This window comes from Streptomyces sp. NPDC001970 (assembly GCF_053594115.1).
This window is the reverse complement of sequence record NZ_JBSFDW010000050.1, coordinates 27,397-48,726: the sequence shown is the minus strand read 5'-3', so window position 1 is coordinate 48,726 and position 21,330 is coordinate 27,397. Positions and strand designations below refer to the sequence as shown.

Here is a 21,330-nt window from a genome sequence, read left to right as displayed (position 1 = left end):
ACCGAACCCCTAGACAAGGTCCATCGTCCCAGCTCAGGGAGGCACTTTTGCGTTTCTACCCAACCCTCAGCCGCACCCCAACCGAAACGGCGAGGTTAGATCCGTTGCATAATTCCGCTTCGTCTCCACTGTGTGTGCGCGGAACTCGGCGTCGTGCCGCCGAGGAAGGCCACGCCCAGTTCGGCCGAGGTGAGCCGCAGGTCAGGGGAAGCGCCCGTACGCTCGCACCCCACCGTGTCGCCGTCGGCCTGTAGCCGGTAACCGCCGGTGTTCCACGGGCAGAAGCCGTCCCGGACATCCAGGACCACGTCCAGCGGTGTCGTGTAGCGGCGCCCTGCCAGCGCCCGGTCGACATCGACGAGTCGTACCCAGAGGCGGTCCACCTCTGTTGACCGCACTGCACGGGGGTCGGTCGGCAGGTGCGGCAGCGGCTCGTCCACCGCCGCCTCAATACTCGATCCACGGCACGAGGTCGATCCCGGCAAGGAAGCGCCACAGTGCGGCGTACGGCTGCCGGGCGACCGCCGCCAGTTGCGCGCGGCGCGGGCGGATGCGCCTCAGCCGTGCTCCGCCGCCCAAGCCGCCAGTTCGTCACGCGCGCCACGCAGAAGGTGGTCAGGAGGGGCCGCCGCCCCGTTGGTGATCAGGGCGTAGTGCAGGCTCCCGGTGTTCGGCGCGGTGAGCAGGAGGCGGCGGCTGCCTGTGCCGCCCGGTTCGGGGGCCACGGCGATCGGGGTGGTGCCGTCGTACGCCGGGGGCGCGGGCACCGTGCCGAGGTCGGAGACGACCGTCGTGCGCGGCGCTTCGAAGGAAGCCGGGAGGTGAAGTTCGGTCGGGGCCGAGGTGCCGTCCGAGCGCCACAGCAGCAGCCCGTACTGACCGGAGCCGACGAGCTCGCGGACGCGTGGCAGGGACGACGGCACCGGGTTCCAGGTGAGGGTGGTGGAGCCGTCGCGGGAGCGGTCCTCGTAGGTGAAGGCCAGTACACGGCCCGCCGTGGCGCTCGGATAGAGGCGGTCCAGCAGACGCGTGTCCTGGCGGAGAACCGGCGTGCCCGAGTCGTCGAGGCGTACCGCGGAGAGGTCCTCGTCGTTCCAGGCGTCGCCGGCGGTGAGGACCTTGTCGGGGTTGCCGTTCATGAGCTCGTGGTGGCGGCCGTTGTAGATGTCCCACTGCCATTGGGTGCCGGACAGGACGGGTCCCGACTCGTGCGGCCGGGTCCACCAGGTGGCGCCGGGGAGCCGGGAGTCGAGGGCCTGGTACATCGCCTTGAGGACGGTCGGGGCCTTGTCGGCGACCGTGCCGCTGAGCGGGTGGCCGAACTCGCTGACGACGGCCGCCGTTCCCGCACCGGCGGCACGGTCGCGGACGGTGCCGAAGTCGCCCGCGTACTGTCCGTCCTTCGCCTTGCCCCACATGAAGACGCCGGAGATCGCCTTCTGGTCGTAGAAGTGGGTGTTGAAGACGTAGCGCGGTCCGATCCGGCCCGCGTCGAGCAGGCCGCCCTCCTGGCGCTGGAAGTCGAGGTTGGCGTTCCAGAAGAGGTTCGGCTCGACGAACGCGGGCTTGTCACGCCACCCCGCCGCGTCCATGCGCGCACGGAACTTCTCGTAGAAGGGCCAGAGCACGTCCCGCTCCCAGGTGCGGCTCGTCTGACCGGGGTCGTAGGAGCCTGCGTGCGGTTCGTTGTACGGGTCGAAGCCGACGACGCCGGCGAACTCTGCGGCGGTGAGGTGCTCGGCGACGTACGCCATCGTGGTCTGTGCGGTCGCGAGGAAGGCGTCCTGGATGCCGCCCTTGTTGTGCCAGAAGTCGTGCGTCGCTCGCGTCACGGCCTGGTTCTGGGTGATGTTCTGTCCCCAGAAGAGGCAGATCCCGCACGATTCACGCGGGTAGTCACCGGCATCGACCACCCACTGGGGGGCTCCGTCGCCGGTGTACCAGCTGCCTTCGTGGAACAGGTGCCGGGAGAAGAGATCCTGGTGGAAGTCCGGGTAGACGCGGACACCGGCCATGAGGAAGGCCCTCATCTGTGCGGTGACGGCCGCCAGATAGACCTGGTCCACCTGTCCGCGCACGGGTTCGGCATGCGCCCACGAGAGCAAGAAGCGCACGCCATTGCCGCCGCCGAGCGCGCGCAGCGCCGCCGCGGACTTCTCGGCGTCGGCGACGGAGGCGAAAGGCAGCCCGCCGTTCTCCTCCAGCTTGGTCTCGCCGGAGACGTTGTATCCACGCAGGACGACCTCGCGGCCGAGTCCGTCGACGAAGCGGCCGTCCTCGACCGTGAAGGAGGCGGCGGCCTCCTCGTCGAACCAGAGCGAGCCGGGCGCGGGTGAGGCGGCCGACGGTGTGCCGCCCGGGTACAGGACCGTGGCCATGAGGACCACCAGAACCGTCATGCGCGCGCCCAGTCTGCCCATGCACACCACGATTACTGACGAAGCGTCAGATTGTCAACGCGGCGCAGTCGATACCCAGTTGCGCGCGGAATTGAGCAGCGCTCCCCGCGATCACTATGATCCGGCGATGATCATACGAAAGCGACTGGCAGCCGCGGTGTGCAGCGCGCTGCTGGTCACCTTGACCGGCGGCCTCGTCCCGGCCGCCGCCTTCGCCGACTCCGGCGGCTCGGCCGACGAACCGGCCGCGAAGGAACCACCCAAGGTCGAACTCGTCCTGGACGTCAGCGGGTCGATGCGGGCCCGCGACATCGACGGACAGTCGCGGATGTCCGCGGCCAAGCAGGCGTTCAACGAGGTGCTGGACGCGGTGCCGGAGGAGGTCCGGCTCGGCATTCGTACGCTCGGCGCCGACTATCCCGGCAAGGACCAGAAGAAGGGCTGCAAGGACACGCGCCAGCTCTACCCGGTCGGCGAACTCGACCGGACCGAGGCTAAGACGGCGGTGGCGACCCTGGCCCCGACGGGCTGGACGCCCATCGGTCCCGCCCTGCTGGGCGCCGCCGACGACCTGGAGGGCGGGAACGCCACCCGCCGGATCGTGCTCATCACGGACGGCGAGGACACCTGCGCCCCGCTCGACCCGTGCGAGGTGGCACGCGAGATCGCCGCCAAGGGCATCAACATCACCATCGACACCCTCGGGCTCGTCCCCAACGCCAAGATGCGTGCCCAGCTGATGTGCATCGCCGAGGCCACCGGCGGCACGTACACCTCCGTTCAGCACAAGGAGGAACTGTCCGACCGGGTCGGCCAGTTGATCGACCGCGCCGCCGAACCTGTCGTCACCCCGGTCGCGACGCAGGGCGCCGACCGGTGCCAGGACGCGCCGCAGCTCAAGGCCGGCCTCTACACCGACCGCGAGGCCTTCGGCGAGCACCGCTGGTACCGGGTGGACCTGCTGCCCGGGCAGGAGCTCCGCGCCTCCGTCAGCATCGGCGCCGACCGCGCCGTCAACCGCGACTACGGTGTGCTGCTGCGCGCGTCGACGCTGCACGGCCGGGAGATCGTACGCGGCGAGGCCGCGGGCGACGGACGCACCGACGTCGTCTCCACGGGTCTGCGCCACCCCAAGCCCGCCATCGACGACGTGGACGCGGACGACGTCAAGCCGGCCGCCGAGACGGTCTGTCTGCGCGTGAGCAACTCCTTCTCCGCCCCGGCCTCCGTCAAGACCACTCCCGGTCTGCCCGTCGAGCTGACGATCGACGTGGTGGACGGCCCCCGCGACGCCTCCGATGTCGCCTTCCTCGGCCTCGGCCGCGGCTGGTGGCTGCTCGGCCTGCTGACGCTCGCGGGTTTCGTCGCCGGTCTGCTGTGGGGCTGGATCTCGCGCTTGCGCATCGCCGTCTGGAGGACCAACTGATGCGTACCGTACGCACTTTCACGGGCGGCCTGCTCGCCGCCGCCGCGCTGCTGACGTCTCCGGGCGTCGCCGCCGCGGAGACCCCCTCCCCGAGCGCGAGCACGGAGGAGGCCGCCGCGCCGACCGAGGCCGGCACATCCTTCCGTACGGCCACCGTCGTCCGCCCCGGACAGCGGGCGACCGCGCAGGCGTCGACCGGTGACTACCTCTACTGGCAGTTCCCGGCCGACGCGGGGCAGCGGGCCACGGTACGGGCCACGGTGAAGCTGCCCGGGTCCGAGGCCCGCCACGGCGCCCACACCTGGCGGCTCGACGTCTACGACGGGCTGCGGCGCCGTCAGGCCTGCCGCTACGGCAGCGACACCAGGTCCGCCCCGGCCGAGGCCACCTCGCTCGAGCTCTCCTGTGCGCTGCGCACGGTCCGGGCCTGGTCCGAGCCGTGGGCCAACGACCCGCTTCCCGGCTCCTATTACGTCCGCCTGACCGTCGTCGGCGCGCCCGCCGAGGACCTGGGCGAGCCCGTCGACGCCGCGGTGGAGGTCACGGCGGCCGACTCCGGAGGCGCCGCCGCCGTCGACGGCACGCTCGCGGCACCGCTGGTGCCCGCGTCGGGCCCGGAGATCGAGCCGGACGGCGGCTGGGCTTCCGGCTGGTGGTCGTCCCGCGCGCTGTGGACGGCTGCCGGTGCGGCGCTCGCCGCCCTGGCCGGCATCTGGGGCTACCGCCTCACCCGCGGCAACGGCCGCCTGGCGCACACACCGCCGGCGGCCTGACGTCGTACGGGCGCCGCTCGCCCCGGGCTCACCTGACCCGGGGTGGGCGGCGCGTCAGTCGTCCCGCCCGGCGGGCGACCGCCCACTCCGATGCGCAACCCGCTCGTTGAGGGCGCAGTCGGAACGATTCAGGCGTGGCTGCAGCGCCGCCAGCATCCACGCCGAACTGCCCGACGTGTCTGTGGGCAAGATCGCCGCCATCGCCGAGTCACCCCCCGGTAGCCGGTGAACCACGTCGCCAGGCCCCAGTCCTCCAGCACGTACACCCACTCCCCGCAGGTGCCGTACATCTCGGGGTAGACGTGGACTGCTGCCCGGGCAGGAGGTCCGCGCCCAGAGCGATCAGGGACTCGTCCAGGTCGACACCCCGGCCGGCCGTCAGCGAAATACGGCCGCGCATTCCGCGTGTGTTGCCGACTGGGTCTTCGCTGCTGTGCTCGCCTATCCACGCAATCCCATGAGACATCGGATCACACTACCGGGGCGTGTCGCTCCCCATGGGCGTACTGCGCTGCAGCCCCTAGCTGAGTGTTGCGAACTTGCGGGAACGCACTGGCAGGTCAGCCTGGGGAGGGACGCGGGGCGCGCAGGTGTGTCCGCTTCTTCAGCTCCTCCTCGTCGACCAGCGTGTACATCGGCTGACCCGGCTCGCACAGCATGAACGCGACGAACTTGGTCGGCGCGTCCGAGAGGGCGTTGGCGTCCTGGTAGTGGATCACGTCGCCGCCCGGCTCCCAGAACGTGTCACCGGCGGTGACCACGCGTTCCGGCTCACCCTCGATCTCGAAGCGGAGCGCGCCCTCGATCACGTAGCCGAAAGCCGGCCCCGCGTGGCGGTGCGGAGGAAGGCCGGGGTGACCGGGAGGCCACTGGACGAGGATGGTCATCCCCGAGGCGCCCTCGGGAATGAAGGGTGGCTGGACGTCCGCCAGCATCTTGGGTCCGAACTCCTGCTCGGTCGTCTCGTTCACTGAGTCCTTCTCCGGCACTGCAATACACCTCCGTAGGCCTGCCCGGAACGGATGACTTGTGTCGGCCACCGCCTCCTGGGCCGGTGCACCGTCGGCTCGTTCGGCGTTGACCGTGTCCGTCAATTCCGGGCCCACACAACTTGCTTCGCAGTGGACTTCGCAGTGGAGACAAGGTTCGGACCCGCATCGGTGACACGCCGTGCGACGTGTGCCTCGTACAGATAGCACCCCAGACCAGGGTGTCTCCGGCCGACCGCCTCCGCAATACGGGGGCCGTGGCGGTCAGGACCAGGCAGGGCGTAGCGCACGGCCGCAGTCCCGCCGTCATCGCTGCCGCAACAGCAGCACGGCCTTGTTCCTCTAAGCGCGGATCCACCGGTGGGTGATGGCGCGGTCCGCTGGGCGTGGTCGGCTGCGGCCTGGACAGATCGAGCGTCCTGCGCGCCCAGCAGGAGCGTGAGGCCCGCTCCTTTCATCGCATCAGGTCAGCAAGGGTGTCCGCAGGCCGAATCGCGTACCGGTGGCGGAGTGGAATAGTGAATTACGGAGCCGGTTCGTCGGTTCGCCCGCACCGCGCACGCATGCGTGGCCACGCCGTGCAGGGAGGGACATGCTCTCCGTGCTGTACGCAGCAGGCGCGCACACCGAGAACGGGGACGGGTGGGAGCTGCCCACGACCGAAACGCTGGTCGCCCTGATCCTGGTCGCTCTCGCCACGGTGGTGGGCGCATGGCTGGCGCGGCGTGGGTCCGGTCGTTCGGCCATGCTGTTCGCCGCCGCTTCCGGGATTTTGCTGATCATCGCCGTTCTCCATCTTCTGCCCGACGCGTGGGACGAAGCGCACGAGGCTGGTGTGCCGTGGTGGGCGGTGCCGGTCACCACGCTCGCCTCGTACGCGGTCATGGGCGCCGTGGTCCGCATCGGCTGCCCGTGCGAGCCGGGCCGCGCCAGCGGCATCGGCGCGGCGTCCGGGCTCGCCCTGCATCGGTTCCTGGAGGGGGCGACACTGGCGCTGACCGCCTCGTTCGCCGTGGTGGCGGCGCTGCTGGTGCACGCCGCGAGCGAGGGCCTGGCGCTGGCCGCCCTGCTGGGGGCGCAACCGCGCCGGCGGGTGGCCCCGTGGATCGCGCTGGCCTGCCTGAGCCCGGTAGTGGGCGTCTTCGTGACGAGTGCGCTGGCCATCCCGAACGGCCTCATGCCGCTGCTGCTGGCATTCGTCGCCGGTGTGCTCGCGCAAGGCGCGTGGGTGGCCCTCAGGCTCGCCCATCAGCAACGTCCTCAGGGGCGGAGATTCCTGGGCATGCCGGCCACCATGGCGATGACGCTCGCGGCCCTCCTTACCGCGCTCGTTGTCTTCGTCGCCGCCGCCGACCGGTGAAGGTGATCCTTTACGCGCGCCATGGGGGTCGGGATTCGGGCACCGCCTGGCCGAAGTCCTCGACTGACAGAGTTTCGGCATTCACTCACTCGGATGGGGGTCTCTCCTGCCTCGCCACATAGACCCCCCGCAGCGCGCCGAGAAACCCGAACACGGCGCCGATCCAGGCGACCCATAGCCATCCACCCCCAAGGACAGGGTCCTCCGTCACCAACAGGTAGCTGGCCGCCGCCCAAAAGACGCAGGCGCCTATGTTCGCCCAAAACCGCACGCGTGGACTGAAATTCACCTTCCGACCCCCCACGGACACGAACGGCGCTGCCGATGATGACCAGCACAGTAGACGAATCGATCACCGTGCGGCCTCCTCGGGGACGACAACAGCCGCAGCACACTCACTGACCCCGGCACCTTGCCGACCGGCCCGACACCTCGCCCACGATCGCCCCGCTGGGACCACACCAGCGGGGCGATTCCGCTTTCGCTCATCGGCACCTTGAATGCCGCATTTTCAGCGTCGCCCAACAGGGTCCTCCCCAACCGGAGCTGGCCCGTGAACGTGTGATGGGCCCGGGCCCGCTTCCTGGTGCCTGCGCCGGACCGGTCACCCGGCTGCCGTGACGAGCAGCAGGGGTACTCCGTCGCACGGGTGGAGGCGCAGGCCGTCGTGGACGGTGGGGTGCTGCGGGCCGGCCGGGAGGGCGGCGAAGGCGGCGCTCTTGGTGAGCGAGCCGGCGAGGTGGTACGGGTCGGTCGAGGCGGCGACGCGTCCGCGCGCGTTGACCAGCCGGGCGGGAGCGGTCAGCCGCTGGAGCAGGGGTAGTACGGCGGCTTCGAAGTTCCGCAGGTACACATCGGCGGCGGCGACGCCCACGAAGCGGTCTTCGACGGTCACCGGTGCGGAGAGGGTCAGGCTGTACTCGTCGGAGCAGAGGTAGTCCACATAGGGTCCCGCGACCGCTCGCCGGCCGGTGTCCCTCGGCAGCGTGAACCAGTCCCAGTGGGTGTAGTCCGAGTACGCGGAGTGCTGCGGATCGAGGTCGGGCACGAGCGGACGGACGTCGCCGCTCCCATCGGTCTGCCACCACTCCAGCCAGGCCGACACATCGGCGAGCAACCCGGGTACGGCGACGAACCCGATCCCCGAGACCAGGTCGTACCGGCCGAGTCGCTCGTGCAGACCGGGCCGTAGGGGGGCGAGGTCGGCGGAGACGGGCCGGCGCCCTTGCGCCGACACCGAGCAGAGGAGTGCCTGGGTCTCGGCGCACGTCCGGCTCACGGCATCGAAGACGCCTTCGAGGGCGTCACGGATTCCGACGGCCACGTCGGCGACCGTTTCGTCAGGAGCGGCCTTTGCCGCGCTCACGAGACGGGGACTGCTGGCCATGGGAGCCCTCCTCGGGACGGAGACGGCGCGCACTGCCGACAGAGCCGAGACGGAGTCCGATCAGGCGGGTCAGGGATGCCTGCACGCATTGTTCTGCCAGGGCTCTGGCACGCTCGCCCGCACCATCTTGCACGGCGGAGATTACAGCGCGGTGACGATCGGTCACCTCCACCAGATATCCATCATCGCCAAGGATGAGGCACATCAGTGCCCCCACCTCGGTCTGGATGGTGACCTCTTCGCGCGTCAACCGGGCGGACTGGGCTGCAGCGGCCAGTTCCACGTGGAAGCGCGAGCAGATCCGGCTGCGGGCCGTCGCCTCGGCGGCGTCGGTCAGCTCGTCCAGGGTCCTGCGCAGGGGCTGCAGGTCGTCCGGTTCGGTGCGCTCGGCGGCGAGCCGGCCGGCGGCTCCCGAGACCGCGGCCCAGTGGTCGGCGAGATCGCGCAGTTCCTCGGTGCTCCAGTCGGCCAGCCGGGCGCGCAGCCGCTCCTCCGTCGGCCCGTCGGGCACGGTGACGAAGCTTCCGCCGCCGCGGCCTCTGCGCGTGGTGACGAGTCCCTGCTGACGCAGGGCCATCAGTGCCTCGCGCAAGGTCACGGTGGATACGCCGAGTTGGGCTGCGAGATCGGTCTCGCCCGGCAGTTGTTCGCCGTCGGCCAGCAGTCCGAGCTCGATGGCGTCACCGAGGCGACGCACGACGGCGTCCACCCGTGCCTGGGTGTCGACAGGCGTGAAGACGGCCCTGCGGACGTCTGCTTTGTCTCGGTTCACGACCACCACCTTGCGGATTGACTCAGCCTTTACCTTAAAGGGGTCTTGAGCTTTGAACCATGACTTCATATGTTTTCGCGCACCGGCAGTGCCGGACACGGACACGGGGCGGCGCCGGGCAGCCACGCCGGTCCTCAGCCCCGATACACGCCCTCGGCCGTGAACGCCCTTGCCGGCACAGCCCGTAGGCCGAACACGCCATCCGACGACCGCAGCAGAAAGGTCCCCCGCTCATGGAGGGAATGACGATCCGGCTCCGGAACCTGCGCAAGGCATACGGCCGGACAGAAGCGGTGGCCGGCGTCGACCTGGACATCGCGGACGGCGAGTTCTTCTCGATGCTGGGCCCCTCCGGCTCGGGCAAGACCACGGTGCTCCGGATGATCGCCGGGTTCGAGTCCCCCACCGGCGGCACCGTCGAGCTCGCCGGCTCCGACGTCACCCGCCTCGCGCCCTTCGAGCGGGACGTGCACACCGTCTTCCAGGACTACGCGCTCTTCCCGCACATGACGGTGGAGCAGAACGTCGCCTACAGCCTCAAGGTCCGCAAGGTGCCGAAGGCCACGCGGCTGGAGCAGGCCCGTGAGGCGCTGGCCCGCGTACGGCTCGAAGGTCTCGGCAGCCGCCGCCCGTCCCAGCTCTCCGGAGGCCAGCGCCAACGCGTGGCGCTGGCCCGCGCCCTGGTCGGCCGCCCGAAGGTGCTGCTGCTCGACGAGCCGCTCGGCGCCCTCGACCTCAAGCTGCGCGAGCAGATGCAGGTCGAACTCAAGGCGATGCAGCGCGAGGTCGGCATCACCTTCGTCTTCGTCACGCACGACCAGGAGGAGGCGCTGACGATGAGCGACCGGATCGCGGTCTTCAACAAGGGCCGCGTGGAACAGGTCGGTACCCCGGCCGAGATCTACGAGCGGCCCGCCACTGCCTTCGTCGCCGGCTTCGTCGGTACGTCCAACCTGCTGACCGGCCGGGCCGCTGAGCAGGTGGTCGGCACGGCGGGCACCTACAGCATCCGCCCGGAGAAGATCCGCGTCCTCAAGGAGTCGGCCATCTCCGACGAACCGGAGCACTCCGCGGCCGTCGGCACCGTCGCGGAGGCCGTCTACCTCGGGGACGCGACCCGCTTCCTGGTGGATCTGGACGCGGGCGGGCGCCTCACCGCACTGCAGCAGAACCTCGAGACGTCGTCCGAGGACGTCGCCGCCTTCCGGGGCTCCCGGGTGCGGCTCCACTGGCACAACCGCCACAACTTCCCGCTGCCCGAGGCGAAGCAGCCGAACTGACCCACGGGCGTCGGCCCTTCCCCGCTCCTCTCCCCTCCCCTTCCCTCTCCCCTTCCCTCCCCTTCCCTTCCCCTCCGCTGCTGGTCCCCGTTCCCCCACTCCGTCCCTACCTCACGTGTGGAGATGCTCGTGCGCCTGAACCGATCGCTGATGGCCACCACCGCCGCCGGCTCCCTGCTCCTCCTGACCGCCTGCGGCTCCTCCGACAGCCCCAAGGGCGGCGCCCCCGGTGGCAGCGGCTTCACCCCGCCGAAGCTCAGCGCCCAGAAGTCGCTCGGCACGTCCGAGGGCCAGGTGAACCTGATCGCCTGGGCCGGGTACGCCGAGGACGGCTCCAACGACCCGAAGGTCGACTGGGTCACCGAGTTCGAGAAGCAGAGCGGATGCCAGGTCAACACCAAGACCGCAGGCACGTCGGACGAGATGGTCAGCCTGATGAAGACCGGGCAGTACGACGCGGTCTCCGCCTCCGGTGACGCGGGTCTGCGGCTGATCGCTTCCGGAGACGCCGTACCGGTCAACACGGATCTCGTGCCCCACTACAAGGACGTGTTCTCCGGGCTCAAGAACAAGCAGTGGAACACCGTCAACGGTGTCCCGTACGGCATCCCGCACGGCCGCGGCGCCAACGTGCTGATGTACAACAAGGAGAAGGTCACCCCGGCCCCGACCTCATGGTCCGTGGTGTTCGACAAGGCCTCGCCGTACAAGGGCAAGGTCACGGCGTACGACTCCCCCATCTACATCGCCGACGCCGCCCTGTACCTCATGAAGACCAGGCCCGAGCTCCGCATCAAGAACCCGTACGCGCTGGACCAGAAGCAGTTCGACGCCTCCGTCGCCCTGCTGAAGGAGCAGAACGCCAACGTCGGCGAGTACTGGAGCGACTACCTCAAGGAGATCTCCGCGTTCAAGAGCGGCGATTCGGTGGTCGGCACCAGCTGGCAGGTGATCGTCAACGCCGCCAAGGCCGAGAAGGCCCCGGTCGACGCGGTGCTGCCCGAGGAAGGCGCCACCGGCTGGTCGGACACCTGGATGGTCTCCGCCAAGGCCAAGAACCCCAACTGCGCCTACAAATGGCTGGACTGGATCGTCTCCCCGAAGGCGAACGCCCAGGTCGCCGAGTACTTCGGTGAAGCGCCCGCCAACAGCAAGGCCTGTGCCCTGACCGCGGACAAGAACCACTGCGCCACCTTCCACGCGCAGGACGAGGCGTACTGGAAGAACGTCCACTTCTGGACGACTCCCATCGCCCAGTGCATCGACGGCCGCACGGACACGAAGTGCGTGCCGTACGCGAAGTGGGTCCAGGCCTGGACCGAGATCAAGGGCTGAGCACACACATGACGCAGACCGCGCCGGCCGCCGGATTCGTCCGGCGGCTCGCCGGGACCCTGCACCGCCGTTCCCGGCTGCAGCTGTCCCTGCTCCTCTCCGCGCCACTGGCCTGGCTCGTCCTGGCCTACCTCGGCTCGCTGACCGCGCTGTTCATGTCCGCGTTCTGGACCACGGACTCGTTCACCTCGGATGTGGTGAAGGTCTGGTCCACGGACAACTTCACCGCCCTGCTCACCACCGACGTCTACCGGCAGGTCGCCCAGCGCAGTGTCGGCGTCGCCCTCGCGGTCACCGCGATCTGCGTGGTGATCGCCTTTCCGATCGCCTTCTACACGGCCCGGATCGCCCGGCCCCGGTGGCGGCCCCTGCTGGTCGTCGCGATCCTCACCCCGCTGTGGGCGAGCTACCTGGTCAAGGCCTACGCCTGGCGCCTCATCCTCGCCGAGGGCGGTCTGCTGGAATGGGCGCTGGGGCCGTTCGGGCTGGACGGCCCCGGCTACGGACTGACCGCCACCATCATGGTGCTGACCTATCTGTGGCTGCCGTACATGATCCTGCCGATCCACGCCGGACTCGAGCAGCTTCCCGCGAACCTGCTGGACGCATCCGCGGACCTCGGCGCCCGCACCGGGCGGACCCTGAAGTCCGTGGTCCTGCCGATGATCCTGCCGTCCGTCGCGGCCGGCTCGGTCTTCACCTTCTCGCTCAGCCTCGGCGACTACATCGCCGTCCAGATCGTCGGCGGGAAGACCCAGCTCATCGGCAATCTGATCTACTCCAACATCACGCTGGACCTGCCGCTGGCCGCCGCACTGGGCACCGTACCGGTGGTGGTCATCGTCCTGTACCTGCTGGCGGTACGGCGCACCGGAGCACTGAGCAGCCTGTGACCACATGTCCCTTGACCACACGCAGAGCGAAGGCCCACCGATGAACCTCTCCCGCCCCGCGCGCGTCACCCTGCGCATCACCGCAGGGCTCGGCTTCGCGGTCATCTACATCCCGCTGCTGCTGGTCCTGGTCAACTCCCTGAACCCGGACCGCAGTTCCGGCTGGCCTCCGCCCGGACTCACCTTCGGCTGGTGGACGGCCGCCTGGCACAGCGCCGGGGCCCGCGAAGCATTGTGGACGTCGGTCAAGGCAGGCCTCGGCGCCACGGCCATCGCGCTCGTACTCGGCACGCTGATCGCCTTCGCCGTGCAGCGCTACCGCTTCTTCGGCCGGGAGGCCATCTCCTTCGTGGTCGTGCTGCCGATCGCGCTGCCCGGCATCGTCACGGGTGTCGCGCTCAACACCGCGTTCCGTACGGTGCTCGAACCGCTGGGCGTGGGCCTCGGCATGTTCACCGTGGTCGTCGGGCACGCCACCTTCTGCATCGTGGTGGTCTTCAACAACGTGGCCGCCCGGCTGCGCCGGATGTCCGCCTCGTACGAGGAAGCCGCCATGGACCTGGGCGCCCACACCTTCCGCGCCTTCCGGGACGTCACCTTCCCCATGGTGCGCTCCGCGCTGGTGGCGGGTGCGCTGCTGGCTTTCGCGCTCTCCTTCGACGAGATCGTGGTCACCACCTTCACGGCAGGGCCCGGGGTACAGACACTTCCGGTCTGGATCTTCTCCAACATGGCCCGCCCCCAGCAGGCTCCCGTGGTCAACGTCGTCGCCGCCGTGCTCGTACTGCTGTCGATCATCCCGATCTACCTGGCCCAGCGCCTGTCGAGCGACACGGCCTCGGGCAGCAGGATCTGAGGAACTGTGGGGCGTGGCGATCAGCTGCCCACGAGCGGCCGACCGCCCACGCCGGCGCGTAGCCGACGCTGTTGAGGCCGCAGTGCAGCGCCCTCGGCGGGACCAGGCTCCCGGACCGGCGACGCAGCTCGCAGGACAGCGCGGCGCCCATCAGCGTGGTGCCTACGCGCGGCGACGCATAGAGGGACGGGCAACACGGGCCTGAACCGATTGATGAGCACGGTCGCGGCCGCGAGCACCGCGACGGCCTGGATGACCATCAGCAGGGTCACGCCAGGACTACCGGACCTACCGGCAGGCCGCCACGGGCAAGGCCCGCTCGGAGGCCGGTCGGCGTGGTCGGGCAGCAGGGACGGCCGCCGCCCGGAAATTTCGTCTTCAGGCAACCCTCCCACTGATTGATAAGATCATCTTCTGTCGTTCGCCCGCCCGTCGTGCGCCATGTGCGAGGCCCGGCAGGCACAAAGGGGGATGGGTGTCGTTCGATGAGGAATGGGCCGACGTAATACAGCAGTCGTCGAGCATGCGGCTCAATCAGCTGCCTGCCGACCCAGGCTGGCGGCACGATTCCGGCAACCGGCACTCGTGGAGCAACCGGCACGCTCCACGCCGACGCGACCTCACGCCTCGGGAGCAGGCGGATGCGCCCTGGGGCCTGAGCCCCGTCATTCCGGAGAACCTCCCCTGGCGCCTCGGCGGAGACCCGGACCACACCTCCTTCGGGCCGATCGCCATTCAGATCCGACGCGGTGCGGAGGTCCTTGGCTACGATCCGGGCAATCTCACCGAGCAGCAGCGGACGATAGTCGAGGAGTCACTTCAGGACCCGGCACAGAACATCTTCATCGCGTCCGAATACCTGGCGCAGCTCAAGGCGGAGAGCGAATTCGCCCATGTGCCGGCCCAGGACATGACACCCGCCCAGTACCAGGAACTCGCCGCCCGCTACAACGGCGGGCCGGGCTGGGAAGGGCCGCAGGCCCAGCGGTACGGCCGGCGCTTCAGCAGTAACCTCGACGCGGCTCGGGAGGCGTTGCAATGAGCCCCGACCGCTCCGAACCGGTCCGGACCGACGACCGGGGTTGCCTGCAGTGGGTCCTGGCGGTTCCGGTCGTCATCCTCGATCTCCTCGCAGCCGGTTTCTGCTTCTACGCGGTGACCATCCGGCCGCACGACGCATGGGACAGGGACGCGGTCGACGGGATCATCGCCATGTGCGTCCTGACGATCGCTACCAGCGCCGTCACGGTGCTCTTCCTCGTGGTCCCGTCCGTGCGCAGGGTGATGAACCGATGGTGGTTCGCTCCACCGCTGGTCCTGGCCGGGCTGGCAACTGTCCGATGGGCGTTGCTCGGCTGAAGCGGGCCGGCGGGCGGCGGCCGCCTTCCCCGGCGAGATGGATCTTGCAGGTCGGTCCGCCCCCGGGAGCATCCGAGTCCCTCGTCGGGGCGGTGCTGCCGGCGCGTTGTCTTTTCCCCGGCACCCGCGGGGGTCTCTTGCGTGCTCCGGCGGCGTGCTGGTGGGCACGGCAGGAGGTGGATTCCACGCTGACCATGGGACCAGTCGATGAGTCCATCCGCGTCGGCATCGGCCTGGACGGTCGCGTGGATCTTGTCCCACGGGCCGTCCGCCGACCAGCGTCCGTGCCGCTCGTACGCGGTCTTCCACTTGCCGGAACGCGCCGGCAGATCCCGCCACGGCACCCCGGTGCGCTGCCGGAACATGATCCCGTTGATCACCCTGCGGTGGCTTGCCCAGCGCCCACCCTGCTTGCCGGACCTCGGCGACCGGGCGGACGTGGCCGGAGATCTGCGGCGGTCGGCGGTGGCGTTGATGTCGCCGACCGGCCGTGGACGTACGCGGTGATGGCGTCGCACAACGGGCAACTTGGGTTTCGATACAACGTATCGTACGATGACTCGTATGCCGCGTCACTCGCCCGCCCTGGACCGTGCGACCCCGGAACGCATCGCCGAGACCGCCCTCCTCCTGGCCGACGAGGGCGGCCCCGAGGCGCTGACCTTCCGCGCGTTGGCCGCGCGGCTGGACATCTCCCTCGCCTCTCTTCAGCGCCGCTGCACCGACCTGGCCGGGCTGCTGGACCTGTGCACCGACCACCTGGCCGCCCGGCTGCCCGACGTCGGGCAGGACACCGACTGGGCCACGGCCACCGAGACGCGCTTCAGCGCGCTGTACCGGCTGCTCGCCACCCACCCCGGGCTGCTCGCCCTGCGCGGGACGCGCCCATGGCTCGGCCCCCATCTGCTCGCCCGCCTGGTGGAACCGCAGCTCGCCGACAGCCTCGCGGCCGGGATGACCCCCGAGGAGGCGATCACCGCGTACCGGCGGATGTACCTGCTCACGCTCGGCAGCGCGAGCTTCGTCGATCACCGCGAGCCCAAGGCCGCCCAGGTGGCCACCCGCACCGCGCTGGCCGCGCTCGACCCGGAGGAGTTCCCGGCGTTGACCGGTCACCTCGCCGCGATCGTGCCCACCGTGACCGACGACGAGGTCTACTACGGCGGCCTGCGCCAGCTGATCAACGCCGCCGACCCGGCGCGGACGACGACCGAGAGATACCGCCGGTGAGCACAGTTCCTCACCTGTGCCGCAGCGGCACCGATCAGGCGGACAGCACCGCCGCCCTGGCCTCTCCCACCCTCAACGGACAGCGAGGATCCTCACCCATGAGCACCACCACCCCCACGGCGCGCATCTTCAGCAGCGACAACGTCGCCGGCGCCCCGCCGGAGATCATCGACGCCATAGCCCGGGCGGCCGCCGGCCAGGCCAAGCCGTACGGCGCCGACACCATCACCGGCGATGTCCGGCGCAAGCTGTGCGAGATCTTCGAGTGCGACGTCGACGTGCTGCTGGTCTCCACTGGTTCCGCCGCGAACGCGCTGAGCCTGGCCGCGCTGACCCCGCCGTGGGGAAGCGTGCTGTGCCATCGCGACAGCCACATCAACAACGACGAGTGCGGGGCGCCCGAGTTCTACACCGCGGGTGCCAAGCTCGTTCCGCTCGGCGGTGACGACGCCAAGATCGACCCCGACGAGCTGCGCGCGGCCGTGCGGTACAAGGCCGGGGACGTGCACAGCGTGGAGCCCTCGGTGGTCAGCGTCACCCAGGCCACCGAGACGGGTGCCGTCTACTCCCTCGACGAGCTCCACACCCTCGGCCGCATCACCGAGGAGGCGGGCCTGCGCCTGCACATGGACGGCGCACGTTTCGCAGGGGCTGTCGCCTCCCTCGGCTGCACCCCCGCCGAGATGACCTGGCAGGCCGGGGTGGACCTGCTGTCCTTCGGGGCCACCAAGAACGGCACGATGACCGCCGACGCGATCGTCGTCTTCGACCGCTCCCTCACCGCCGAACTCTCCTTCCGTGCCAAGCGCGCCGGCCAGCTCGCCGCCAAGATGCGCTTCCACGCCGCGCAATTGGACGCGTATCTGACCGACGGCCTGTGGCTGCGCAACGCGACCCACGCCAACGCCATGGCCGCCCGCCTCCAGGAGGGCCTGAAGGCCATGCCCGAGGTCGGCCTGCTCGGCGCCGCCGACGCCAACATCCTCTTCTGCCGTCTGCCCCGGCAGATCATCGACAGACTCCTGGCCGACGGCTATGTCTTCTACCACGACCGATGGGAGCCGGGCGTCGTCCGCTTCGTCACCTCCTTCGCCACCACCCCGCAGGACGTCGACGACCTGCTTCGTGCCGTGCGCAGACACACCGCCTGATCACGGACAGGCCGACACGGTCAACGTCCCCGCGGCAGCGGCACCCTGTACCGGCGTACTCGGTTCCCGCTGCCTTCATCCGGCGGGCGGTACTCAACGGCTGCCGCGTCGGACCGTCATGTGGCACTTCTTCGAGCGGAACCCGCCGGTTCCCGGGACGCTGATGCCGAGCCATGGCGGGGCACTGCCGCCGCAACCGGTGGAGGAGAGGCAGTTGGTTGACCACCTCGTAGCCGCTCGTAGCCGCCTTGCCGACGATGGCCCACGCGAAGGCGGCCGCCGACGCAGAGAGGCAGGGACGGATTCCGTCCCAGCCTCTCCGGCGGGTCGTCAGCGGGGGTCTGCGGTATCTGCGCGACAAGCCTCGCGCCGAGGATGTTCCTGCCTCGTCCCACGCGCGACGCCGGCCCCGCTGTTTCGCTTGGGTGTGGCGGTTGTCGAGGCGGAAACACGGAAGTGCCTTCCTGACATTCGTCACGACACCGCCGCCCGCCCGAGTTCCGCTGTGCCCGCCCTCACCACCACACGGCTCGCGCAACGCCCACACCGTCCCGGAGGACCGACCCGCCCCCCGGACGACAAAACCCCCTCGCACGCCCCGGGTCAGCCGCCCCACGAGCGGCCGACCGCCCACGCCAGCGCGTAGCCGACGCTGTTGAGGGCGCAGTGCAGCGCCATCGGCGGGATCAGGCTCCCGGACCGGCGGCGCAGCTCGCAGAACACCACACCCGCAAGCGCCGTGCCCAGGACCGCAGCGGTCACCGACAGCGCGACCGCGGTCGTGCCCGTACCGAAGAGCGCCTCGACGGCGGCGTTCGAGCCGGTGAGCCCGCGGGACGGCTGGATGTGCCACAGCCCGAACATCGCCGAGGAGACGGCGGTGGCCCAAGCGGCGCCCCAACGCCTGCGCATCATCGCCCACAGGACACCCCGGAAGGCGATCTCCTCCAGCAGCACGGTCCCGAACGGCACCCGCACGAGCACCCGGTACACGAGCTGTCCGGCCGACAGCTCCGCGGCCCGCTCGTCGTGGAACGCATCGCGGGTGAAGGGCAGCGCCAGTCCGACCGCGTAGACGAGAAGAACGGCCCCGACCAGGACGAGCCCCCAGCGCAGGCCTCGCCGTGCCGAGGAACGGCCGAGCCCCAGCTCGTCCCAGGTGATCCCGGACCGCCGGGCGATCAGTACGAGCACGGCGGCCGTGACGACGCAGACAGGTACGTACAGCCCGGGCCCGAGCCGGTTCACGAGCACATTCGCGGCCGCGAGCACCACGACGGCCAGGATGAGCATCCGCATGGACACAGCAGAATGTCCGATTCCTGGCGCGAGCCACGGGCAACGCGCCGCCCGGCGGCGCGGTCCGGCAGATACGGTGGCATGCACACGGCAGCGTCAGTCAGGAGCGGGAAGAGCGTGAAAGGGATCGGCAGGCCGCGATGGCTACGGCTGTTCTGGATCGTGGTCCTGGCGGTCGGCGCCTCCGGATGGGCAGCCACGGAGTTTCTCCACAGCACGACCCCCACAGGGTGGGCCCCATCGCCGTACGCCACCCAGGGCACCGTGCCGTGCGGTCCCGCAGCCGACAACGGGTGCGGCAGGCCGACGGAGAGCTGCGCCGAGCTCATCGAGCGGCACCGCCGGGCCCAGAGCGCGGACCCCGACCCGAAGAAGATCACCGCGGTGATCTGCAGCGACGGCAAATAGGCCCGGCACCCGCCTGCACCGCACACGGTCCTCGCGCCATAGGGTCACGTGGCCCGCTCCAGCAACCCGACAGAAAGCGCACCGCCTTGACCGACAGGAACAAGCATCAGGAGAAGGTTCTCCGTGGACGCATCGCCTCCGGGCTCCGCGGGATGCTGATCGGCATGGCGCTGGGAGAGACCATGGGCGCGGCTCGCGGGGCCTTGCCGGACAGCGGTCCGCTGCGCGCCGGCGTCTGCACCCAGCTGGCCTGCTTCACCGCCGAGGGCTCCATCCGCGCCCTGGTCCGCAGTGAACACAAGGGCATCTGTCATCCGCCGTCGGTTCTGTGGCACGCCTACTGCCGCTGGGCGGCGCTTCAGGGCATCGAGGCCGACCGCATGAGGGCCCGCTGGGGCGAGTTCAAGGGCGACGCATGGCCGGACGGCTGGCTCGCGCAGGTGCCGGCGCTGGCCGAGCGGCGCGGATCGGCACCGGCCACGGTGCAGGCGCTGTCCGCCATCGAACAGGGCACGGTGGACAAGCCCACGACCGCCAGCCGAGGGTGGCACGCGGTGGGCCGCACGCTGCCCCTGGCCGGGCTCGGAACCGCGGAGGCCGTCCGCCAGTGGGACAAGCACGCGCGCGACATCGCCGCCCTCACCCACGGCGACCCGACAGCCCAGTCCGCCGCGGCCCACGCGACCGTACTCACCCGGCACTGCGTCACCGACGACGACGTGAGGGACGCGCTGAGGGCCGGGCTCTTGACCCTCCACACGGCCGACGGCACGGTCACCGACGCCGAACACGCCGGCATGACCACCGCACTTGCCGAGGCCATCGAACACCCGGCGGACCCGGCGCGCCTCGCACGCCTCGCCCCCGATGCCACCGCGCCCTCGGCCCTCCTCGGCGGCCTCTACACCGCCGCCTCCTTCCCCGACCGTGCCGACGTGCACGCCGCGCTGCGCTTCGCGGCCGCGGCACCCGACGGCGAGTCGGTCGCGTGCGTGACCGGCGCGCTGCTCGGCGCGGCCCACGGCATCGAGGCGCTGCCCCTGAACCTGGTCAGCCGTCATGAACTGACCTGGGTCCTCGACACCCTGGCCCGCGATCTCCTCGCCGAGGTGTCGGACGCCCCCAGCGGCAGCGAGTACGTCCAGGGCTGGGACCCGCACTGGTGGAGCCGCTACCCCGGCTGGTGACGCCGGTTCCTCACATCGTCACGTGGTCGAGCCGTCGCTCCGTCAGAGCGCGACGGCTACGCCGTTGAACGTCGTCTCGGGCGTCTGGGGCGAGGTGAAGCGCGCGTTGACGAGGTAGAGCCGATCGCCCCATCGGGCGGCGGTGGTGGGAACGTCGAACCGGGGGTCGGTGACCGTACGACGCAGGGTGGCGGTGCGGACCCGCGTGTCGAGGTCGAACACGCTGATGAGGTTCTGCCGGTTCTGCACGACGTAGAGCGTGCGGCCGATACGGAGGAGACCGTCGCCGTTGGAGACGTTGTCCGCGCCGTTCAGGGCGATCTCGGCGGCGTGACCGGTCTTCAGGTCCACGCGGTAGAGCTTGCCGGGGTTGCTGCTGACCACGATGAGCCCTCGGCCGTCGGGAGTGCCGACGATGCCGTTGGCGTTGTTCACATCGGGCGTCTGGACCCAGTCGCCGCCGAGCGGCAGGCGGCGGATCTCTCCGTCGCAGCCGCGCGGTACGCCGTAGAGGACGCTGTCGCGGGAGTCGGTGAACCAGGCGCGGTCGCGAAGCAGGATGACGTCGTTGACGAAGTGACCCGTCACGTCCGTCAGTTGGTGCGTGTCCACGAGACGGCCGGAGCGGCTGTCGACGATCCGCGCCGTTCCGCCGCCGCCTCCGGCGATGTAGAGCAGGCCGTCATCGTCCAGCTTCAGCCCGATGGCCGCCGTGCCGGGCGCGCCCTCGTAGAGGAACCCGCCCCTGCCGGTGCGCAGATCGGTGCGGTAGACGGCGCCGTTGGCGCGGGAGCCCATATAGGCGTACGGCTTGGCGCCGATGGTGATCCCCTCGGGCAGGAATCCGTCGGGGAGCGGGAACTCGTTCGGCCACGCGGCAGCCGTACCGACGGTGGCGGCGCTCGCCGTGCCGGCGCCGGCCGCCGTCGCGAGCGCGGCGACGGCGGCACCGCCGAGAACGGCGCGCCGGGAGGGCTGGGGGTGGTTCCGGGTCATGGTTCCGGGCCTCCGTGAAGAGTGGGAGCGGGCTGCGGATTCGGTGACTCAGGGAACTCGGAGCACTCGTGGAACTCGGCATCCGGCATCAACTCCGGTGCGGGTCCCGTTCGTTCGTAACGAGCCGTCACCTGTCCGAGTTCCCCTGTGCCCCACCCGTACCGCCACGTCGGTGAACCAGCTCGTACGTCAGCTCAGCACCGCGGTCAGGGCTCCACGCCCCAGCGGCC

Annotated in this window: 20 protein-coding genes and 1 pseudogene; 13 read left to right on the top strand and 8 right to left on the bottom strand. The window is 70.3% G+C overall.

Annotation, left to right across the window (positions count from 1 at the left end):
* Nucleotides 1-95: 95 nt before the first annotated feature.
* The gene (locus tag ACWCP0_RS37630) at nt 96-398 is read right to left on the bottom strand and encodes a sterol carrier protein domain-containing protein (protein WP_451083244.1); all 303 of its coding nucleotides are present in this window, start codon (nt 396-398) and stop codon (nt 96-98) included.
* A gap of 159 nt (nt 399-557) precedes the next feature.
* Complete coding sequence (locus tag ACWCP0_RS37625; RefSeq protein WP_451083243.1) at nt 558-2,420, bottom strand: cellulase family glycosylhydrolase; 1,863 nt, start codon at nt 2,418-2,420, stop codon at nt 558-560.
* Between the two features lie 106 nt (nt 2,421-2,526).
* On the opposite strand from ACWCP0_RS37625, the gene ACWCP0_RS37620 reads away from it, so the two are divergent.
* Nucleotides 2,527-3,825 carry a VWA domain-containing protein gene (locus ACWCP0_RS37620; protein WP_451083242.1) on the top strand — a complete coding sequence of 433 codons (1,299 nt, stop codon included), beginning with the start codon at nt 2,527-2,529 and terminating at the stop codon, nt 3,823-3,825.
* Nucleotides 3,825-4,598, top strand: coding sequence for a hypothetical protein (locus ACWCP0_RS37615; protein WP_451083241.1), 774 nt, complete (start codon nt 3,825-3,827; stop codon nt 4,596-4,598). The genes ACWCP0_RS37620 and ACWCP0_RS37615 overlap by 1 nt, the downstream gene beginning before the upstream one ends.
* A gap of 560 nt (nt 4,599-5,158) precedes the next feature.
* Here ACWCP0_RS37615 and ACWCP0_RS37610 read toward each other — a convergent pair.
* Nucleotides 5,159-5,533: a cupin domain-containing protein gene (locus ACWCP0_RS37610; protein ID WP_451083247.1), complete on the bottom strand. Its 375-nt coding sequence runs from the start codon at nt 5,531-5,533 to the stop codon at nt 5,159-5,161.
* Nucleotides 5,534-6,179: 646 nt separating this feature from the next.
* Here ACWCP0_RS37610 and ACWCP0_RS37605 point away from each other — a divergent pair.
* Complete coding sequence (locus ACWCP0_RS37605) at nt 6,180-6,947, top strand: hypothetical protein (RefSeq protein WP_451083240.1); 768 nt, start codon at nt 6,180-6,182, stop codon at nt 6,945-6,947.
* Between the two features lie 604 nt (nt 6,948-7,551).
* On the opposite strand, the gene ACWCP0_RS37600 is transcribed toward ACWCP0_RS37605, so the two are convergent.
* Together ACWCP0_RS37600 and ACWCP0_RS37595 are read right to left on the bottom strand one after the other, a co-directional pair.
* Nucleotides 7,552-8,334 carry a cache domain-containing protein gene (locus ACWCP0_RS37600; RefSeq protein ID WP_451083239.1) on the bottom strand — a complete coding sequence of 261 codons (783 nt, stop codon included), beginning with the start codon at nt 8,332-8,334 and terminating at the stop codon, nt 7,552-7,554.
* Nucleotides 8,288-9,106 (bottom strand): FadR/GntR family transcriptional regulator, encoded by an 819-nt coding sequence (locus ACWCP0_RS37595; RefSeq protein ID WP_451083238.1) that lies wholly within the window; start codon nt 9,104-9,106, stop codon nt 8,288-8,290. Before ACWCP0_RS37595 ends, ACWCP0_RS37600 begins: the two co-directional genes overlap by 47 nt.
* Nucleotides 9,107-9,339: 233 nt before the next feature.
* Here ACWCP0_RS37595 and ACWCP0_RS37590 point away from each other — a divergent pair, with 233 nt between their 5' ends.
* The 6 genes from ACWCP0_RS37590 to ACWCP0_RS37565 all read left to right on the top strand — a co-directional run bounded on the left by ACWCP0_RS37590 (nt 9,340) and on the right by ACWCP0_RS37565 (nt 14,829).
* Nucleotides 9,340-10,386 carry an ABC transporter ATP-binding protein gene (locus ACWCP0_RS37590; RefSeq protein WP_451083237.1) on the top strand — a complete coding sequence of 349 codons (1,047 nt, stop codon included), beginning with the start codon at nt 9,340-9,342 and terminating at the stop codon, nt 10,384-10,386.
* A gap of 129 nt (nt 10,387-10,515) precedes the next feature.
* Nucleotides 10,516-11,721: an ABC transporter substrate-binding protein gene (locus tag ACWCP0_RS37585; RefSeq protein ID WP_451083236.1), complete on the top strand. Its 1,206-nt coding sequence runs from the start codon at nt 10,516-10,518 to the stop codon at nt 11,719-11,721.
* An 8-nt stretch (nt 11,722-11,729) separates the two neighbouring features.
* A complete protein-coding gene (locus tag ACWCP0_RS37580; RefSeq protein WP_451083235.1) occupies nt 11,730-12,614 on the top strand; it encodes an ABC transporter permease in 885 nt (294 codons plus the stop codon).
* Between the two features lie 40 nt (nt 12,615-12,654).
* On the top strand, nt 12,655-13,470 hold the full coding sequence (locus ACWCP0_RS37575) for an ABC transporter permease (RefSeq protein WP_451083246.1): 816 nt from the start codon (nt 12,655-12,657) through the stop codon (nt 13,468-13,470).
* 475 nt (nt 13,471-13,945) lie between these two features.
* The gene (locus tag ACWCP0_RS37570; protein ID WP_451083234.1) at nt 13,946-14,512 is read left to right on the top strand and encodes a hypothetical protein; all 567 of its coding nucleotides are present in this window, start codon (nt 13,946-13,948) and stop codon (nt 14,510-14,512) included.
* Nucleotides 14,509-14,829, top strand: a complete 321-nt coding sequence (locus tag ACWCP0_RS37565) for a hypothetical protein (RefSeq protein WP_451083233.1) — start codon at nt 14,509-14,511, stop codon at nt 14,827-14,829. The genes ACWCP0_RS37570 and ACWCP0_RS37565 overlap by 4 nt, the downstream gene beginning before the upstream one ends.
* Before the next feature lie 4 nt (nt 14,830-14,833).
* On the opposite strand, the pseudogene ACWCP0_RS37560 reads toward ACWCP0_RS37565, so the two are convergent.
* Nucleotides 14,834-15,305: pseudogene (locus ACWCP0_RS37560) on the bottom strand (IS5 family transposase); the annotation flags it as partial.
* A gap of 88 nt (nt 15,306-15,393) precedes the next feature.
* Here ACWCP0_RS37560 and ACWCP0_RS37555 point away from each other — a divergent pair.
* Together ACWCP0_RS37555 and ACWCP0_RS37550 are read left to right on the top strand one after the other, a co-directional pair.
* Nucleotides 15,394-16,059, top strand: a complete 666-nt coding sequence (locus tag ACWCP0_RS37555) for a TetR/AcrR family transcriptional regulator (protein ID WP_451083232.1) — start codon at nt 15,394-15,396, stop codon at nt 16,057-16,059.
* A gap of 98 nt (nt 16,060-16,157) precedes the next feature.
* On the top strand, nt 16,158-17,210 hold the full coding sequence (locus ACWCP0_RS37550) for a threonine aldolase family protein (protein ID WP_451083231.1): 1,053 nt from the start codon (nt 16,158-16,160) through the stop codon (nt 17,208-17,210).
* 603 nt (nt 17,211-17,813) lie between these two features.
* On the opposite strand, the gene ACWCP0_RS37545 is transcribed toward ACWCP0_RS37550, so the two are convergent.
* Nucleotides 17,814-18,509, bottom strand: a complete 696-nt coding sequence (locus ACWCP0_RS37545; RefSeq protein ID WP_451083230.1) for a CPBP family intramembrane glutamic endopeptidase — start codon at nt 18,507-18,509, stop codon at nt 17,814-17,816.
* Between the two features lie 117 nt (nt 18,510-18,626).
* Between ACWCP0_RS37545 and ACWCP0_RS37540 the strand changes: the two genes are divergently transcribed.
* Together ACWCP0_RS37540 and ACWCP0_RS37535 are read left to right on the top strand one after the other, a co-directional pair.
* The gene (locus tag ACWCP0_RS37540; RefSeq protein WP_451083229.1) at nt 18,627-18,917 is read left to right on the top strand and encodes a hypothetical protein; all 291 of its coding nucleotides are present in this window, start codon (nt 18,627-18,629) and stop codon (nt 18,915-18,917) included.
* Nucleotides 18,918-19,003: 86 nt separating this feature from the next.
* A complete protein-coding gene (locus tag ACWCP0_RS37535; protein ID WP_451083228.1) occupies nt 19,004-20,104 on the top strand; it encodes an ADP-ribosylglycohydrolase family protein in 1,101 nt (366 codons plus the stop codon).
* A 42-nt stretch (nt 20,105-20,146) separates the two neighbouring features.
* Here the strand turns inward: ACWCP0_RS37535 and ACWCP0_RS37530 are convergent, their stop codons facing one another.
* Entirely contained in the window at nt 20,147-21,100 is a 954-nt protein-coding gene (locus ACWCP0_RS37530; RefSeq protein ID WP_451083227.1) for an SMP-30/gluconolactonase/LRE family protein, read from the bottom strand.
* Between the last annotated feature and the right edge of the window lie 230 nt (nt 21,101-21,330).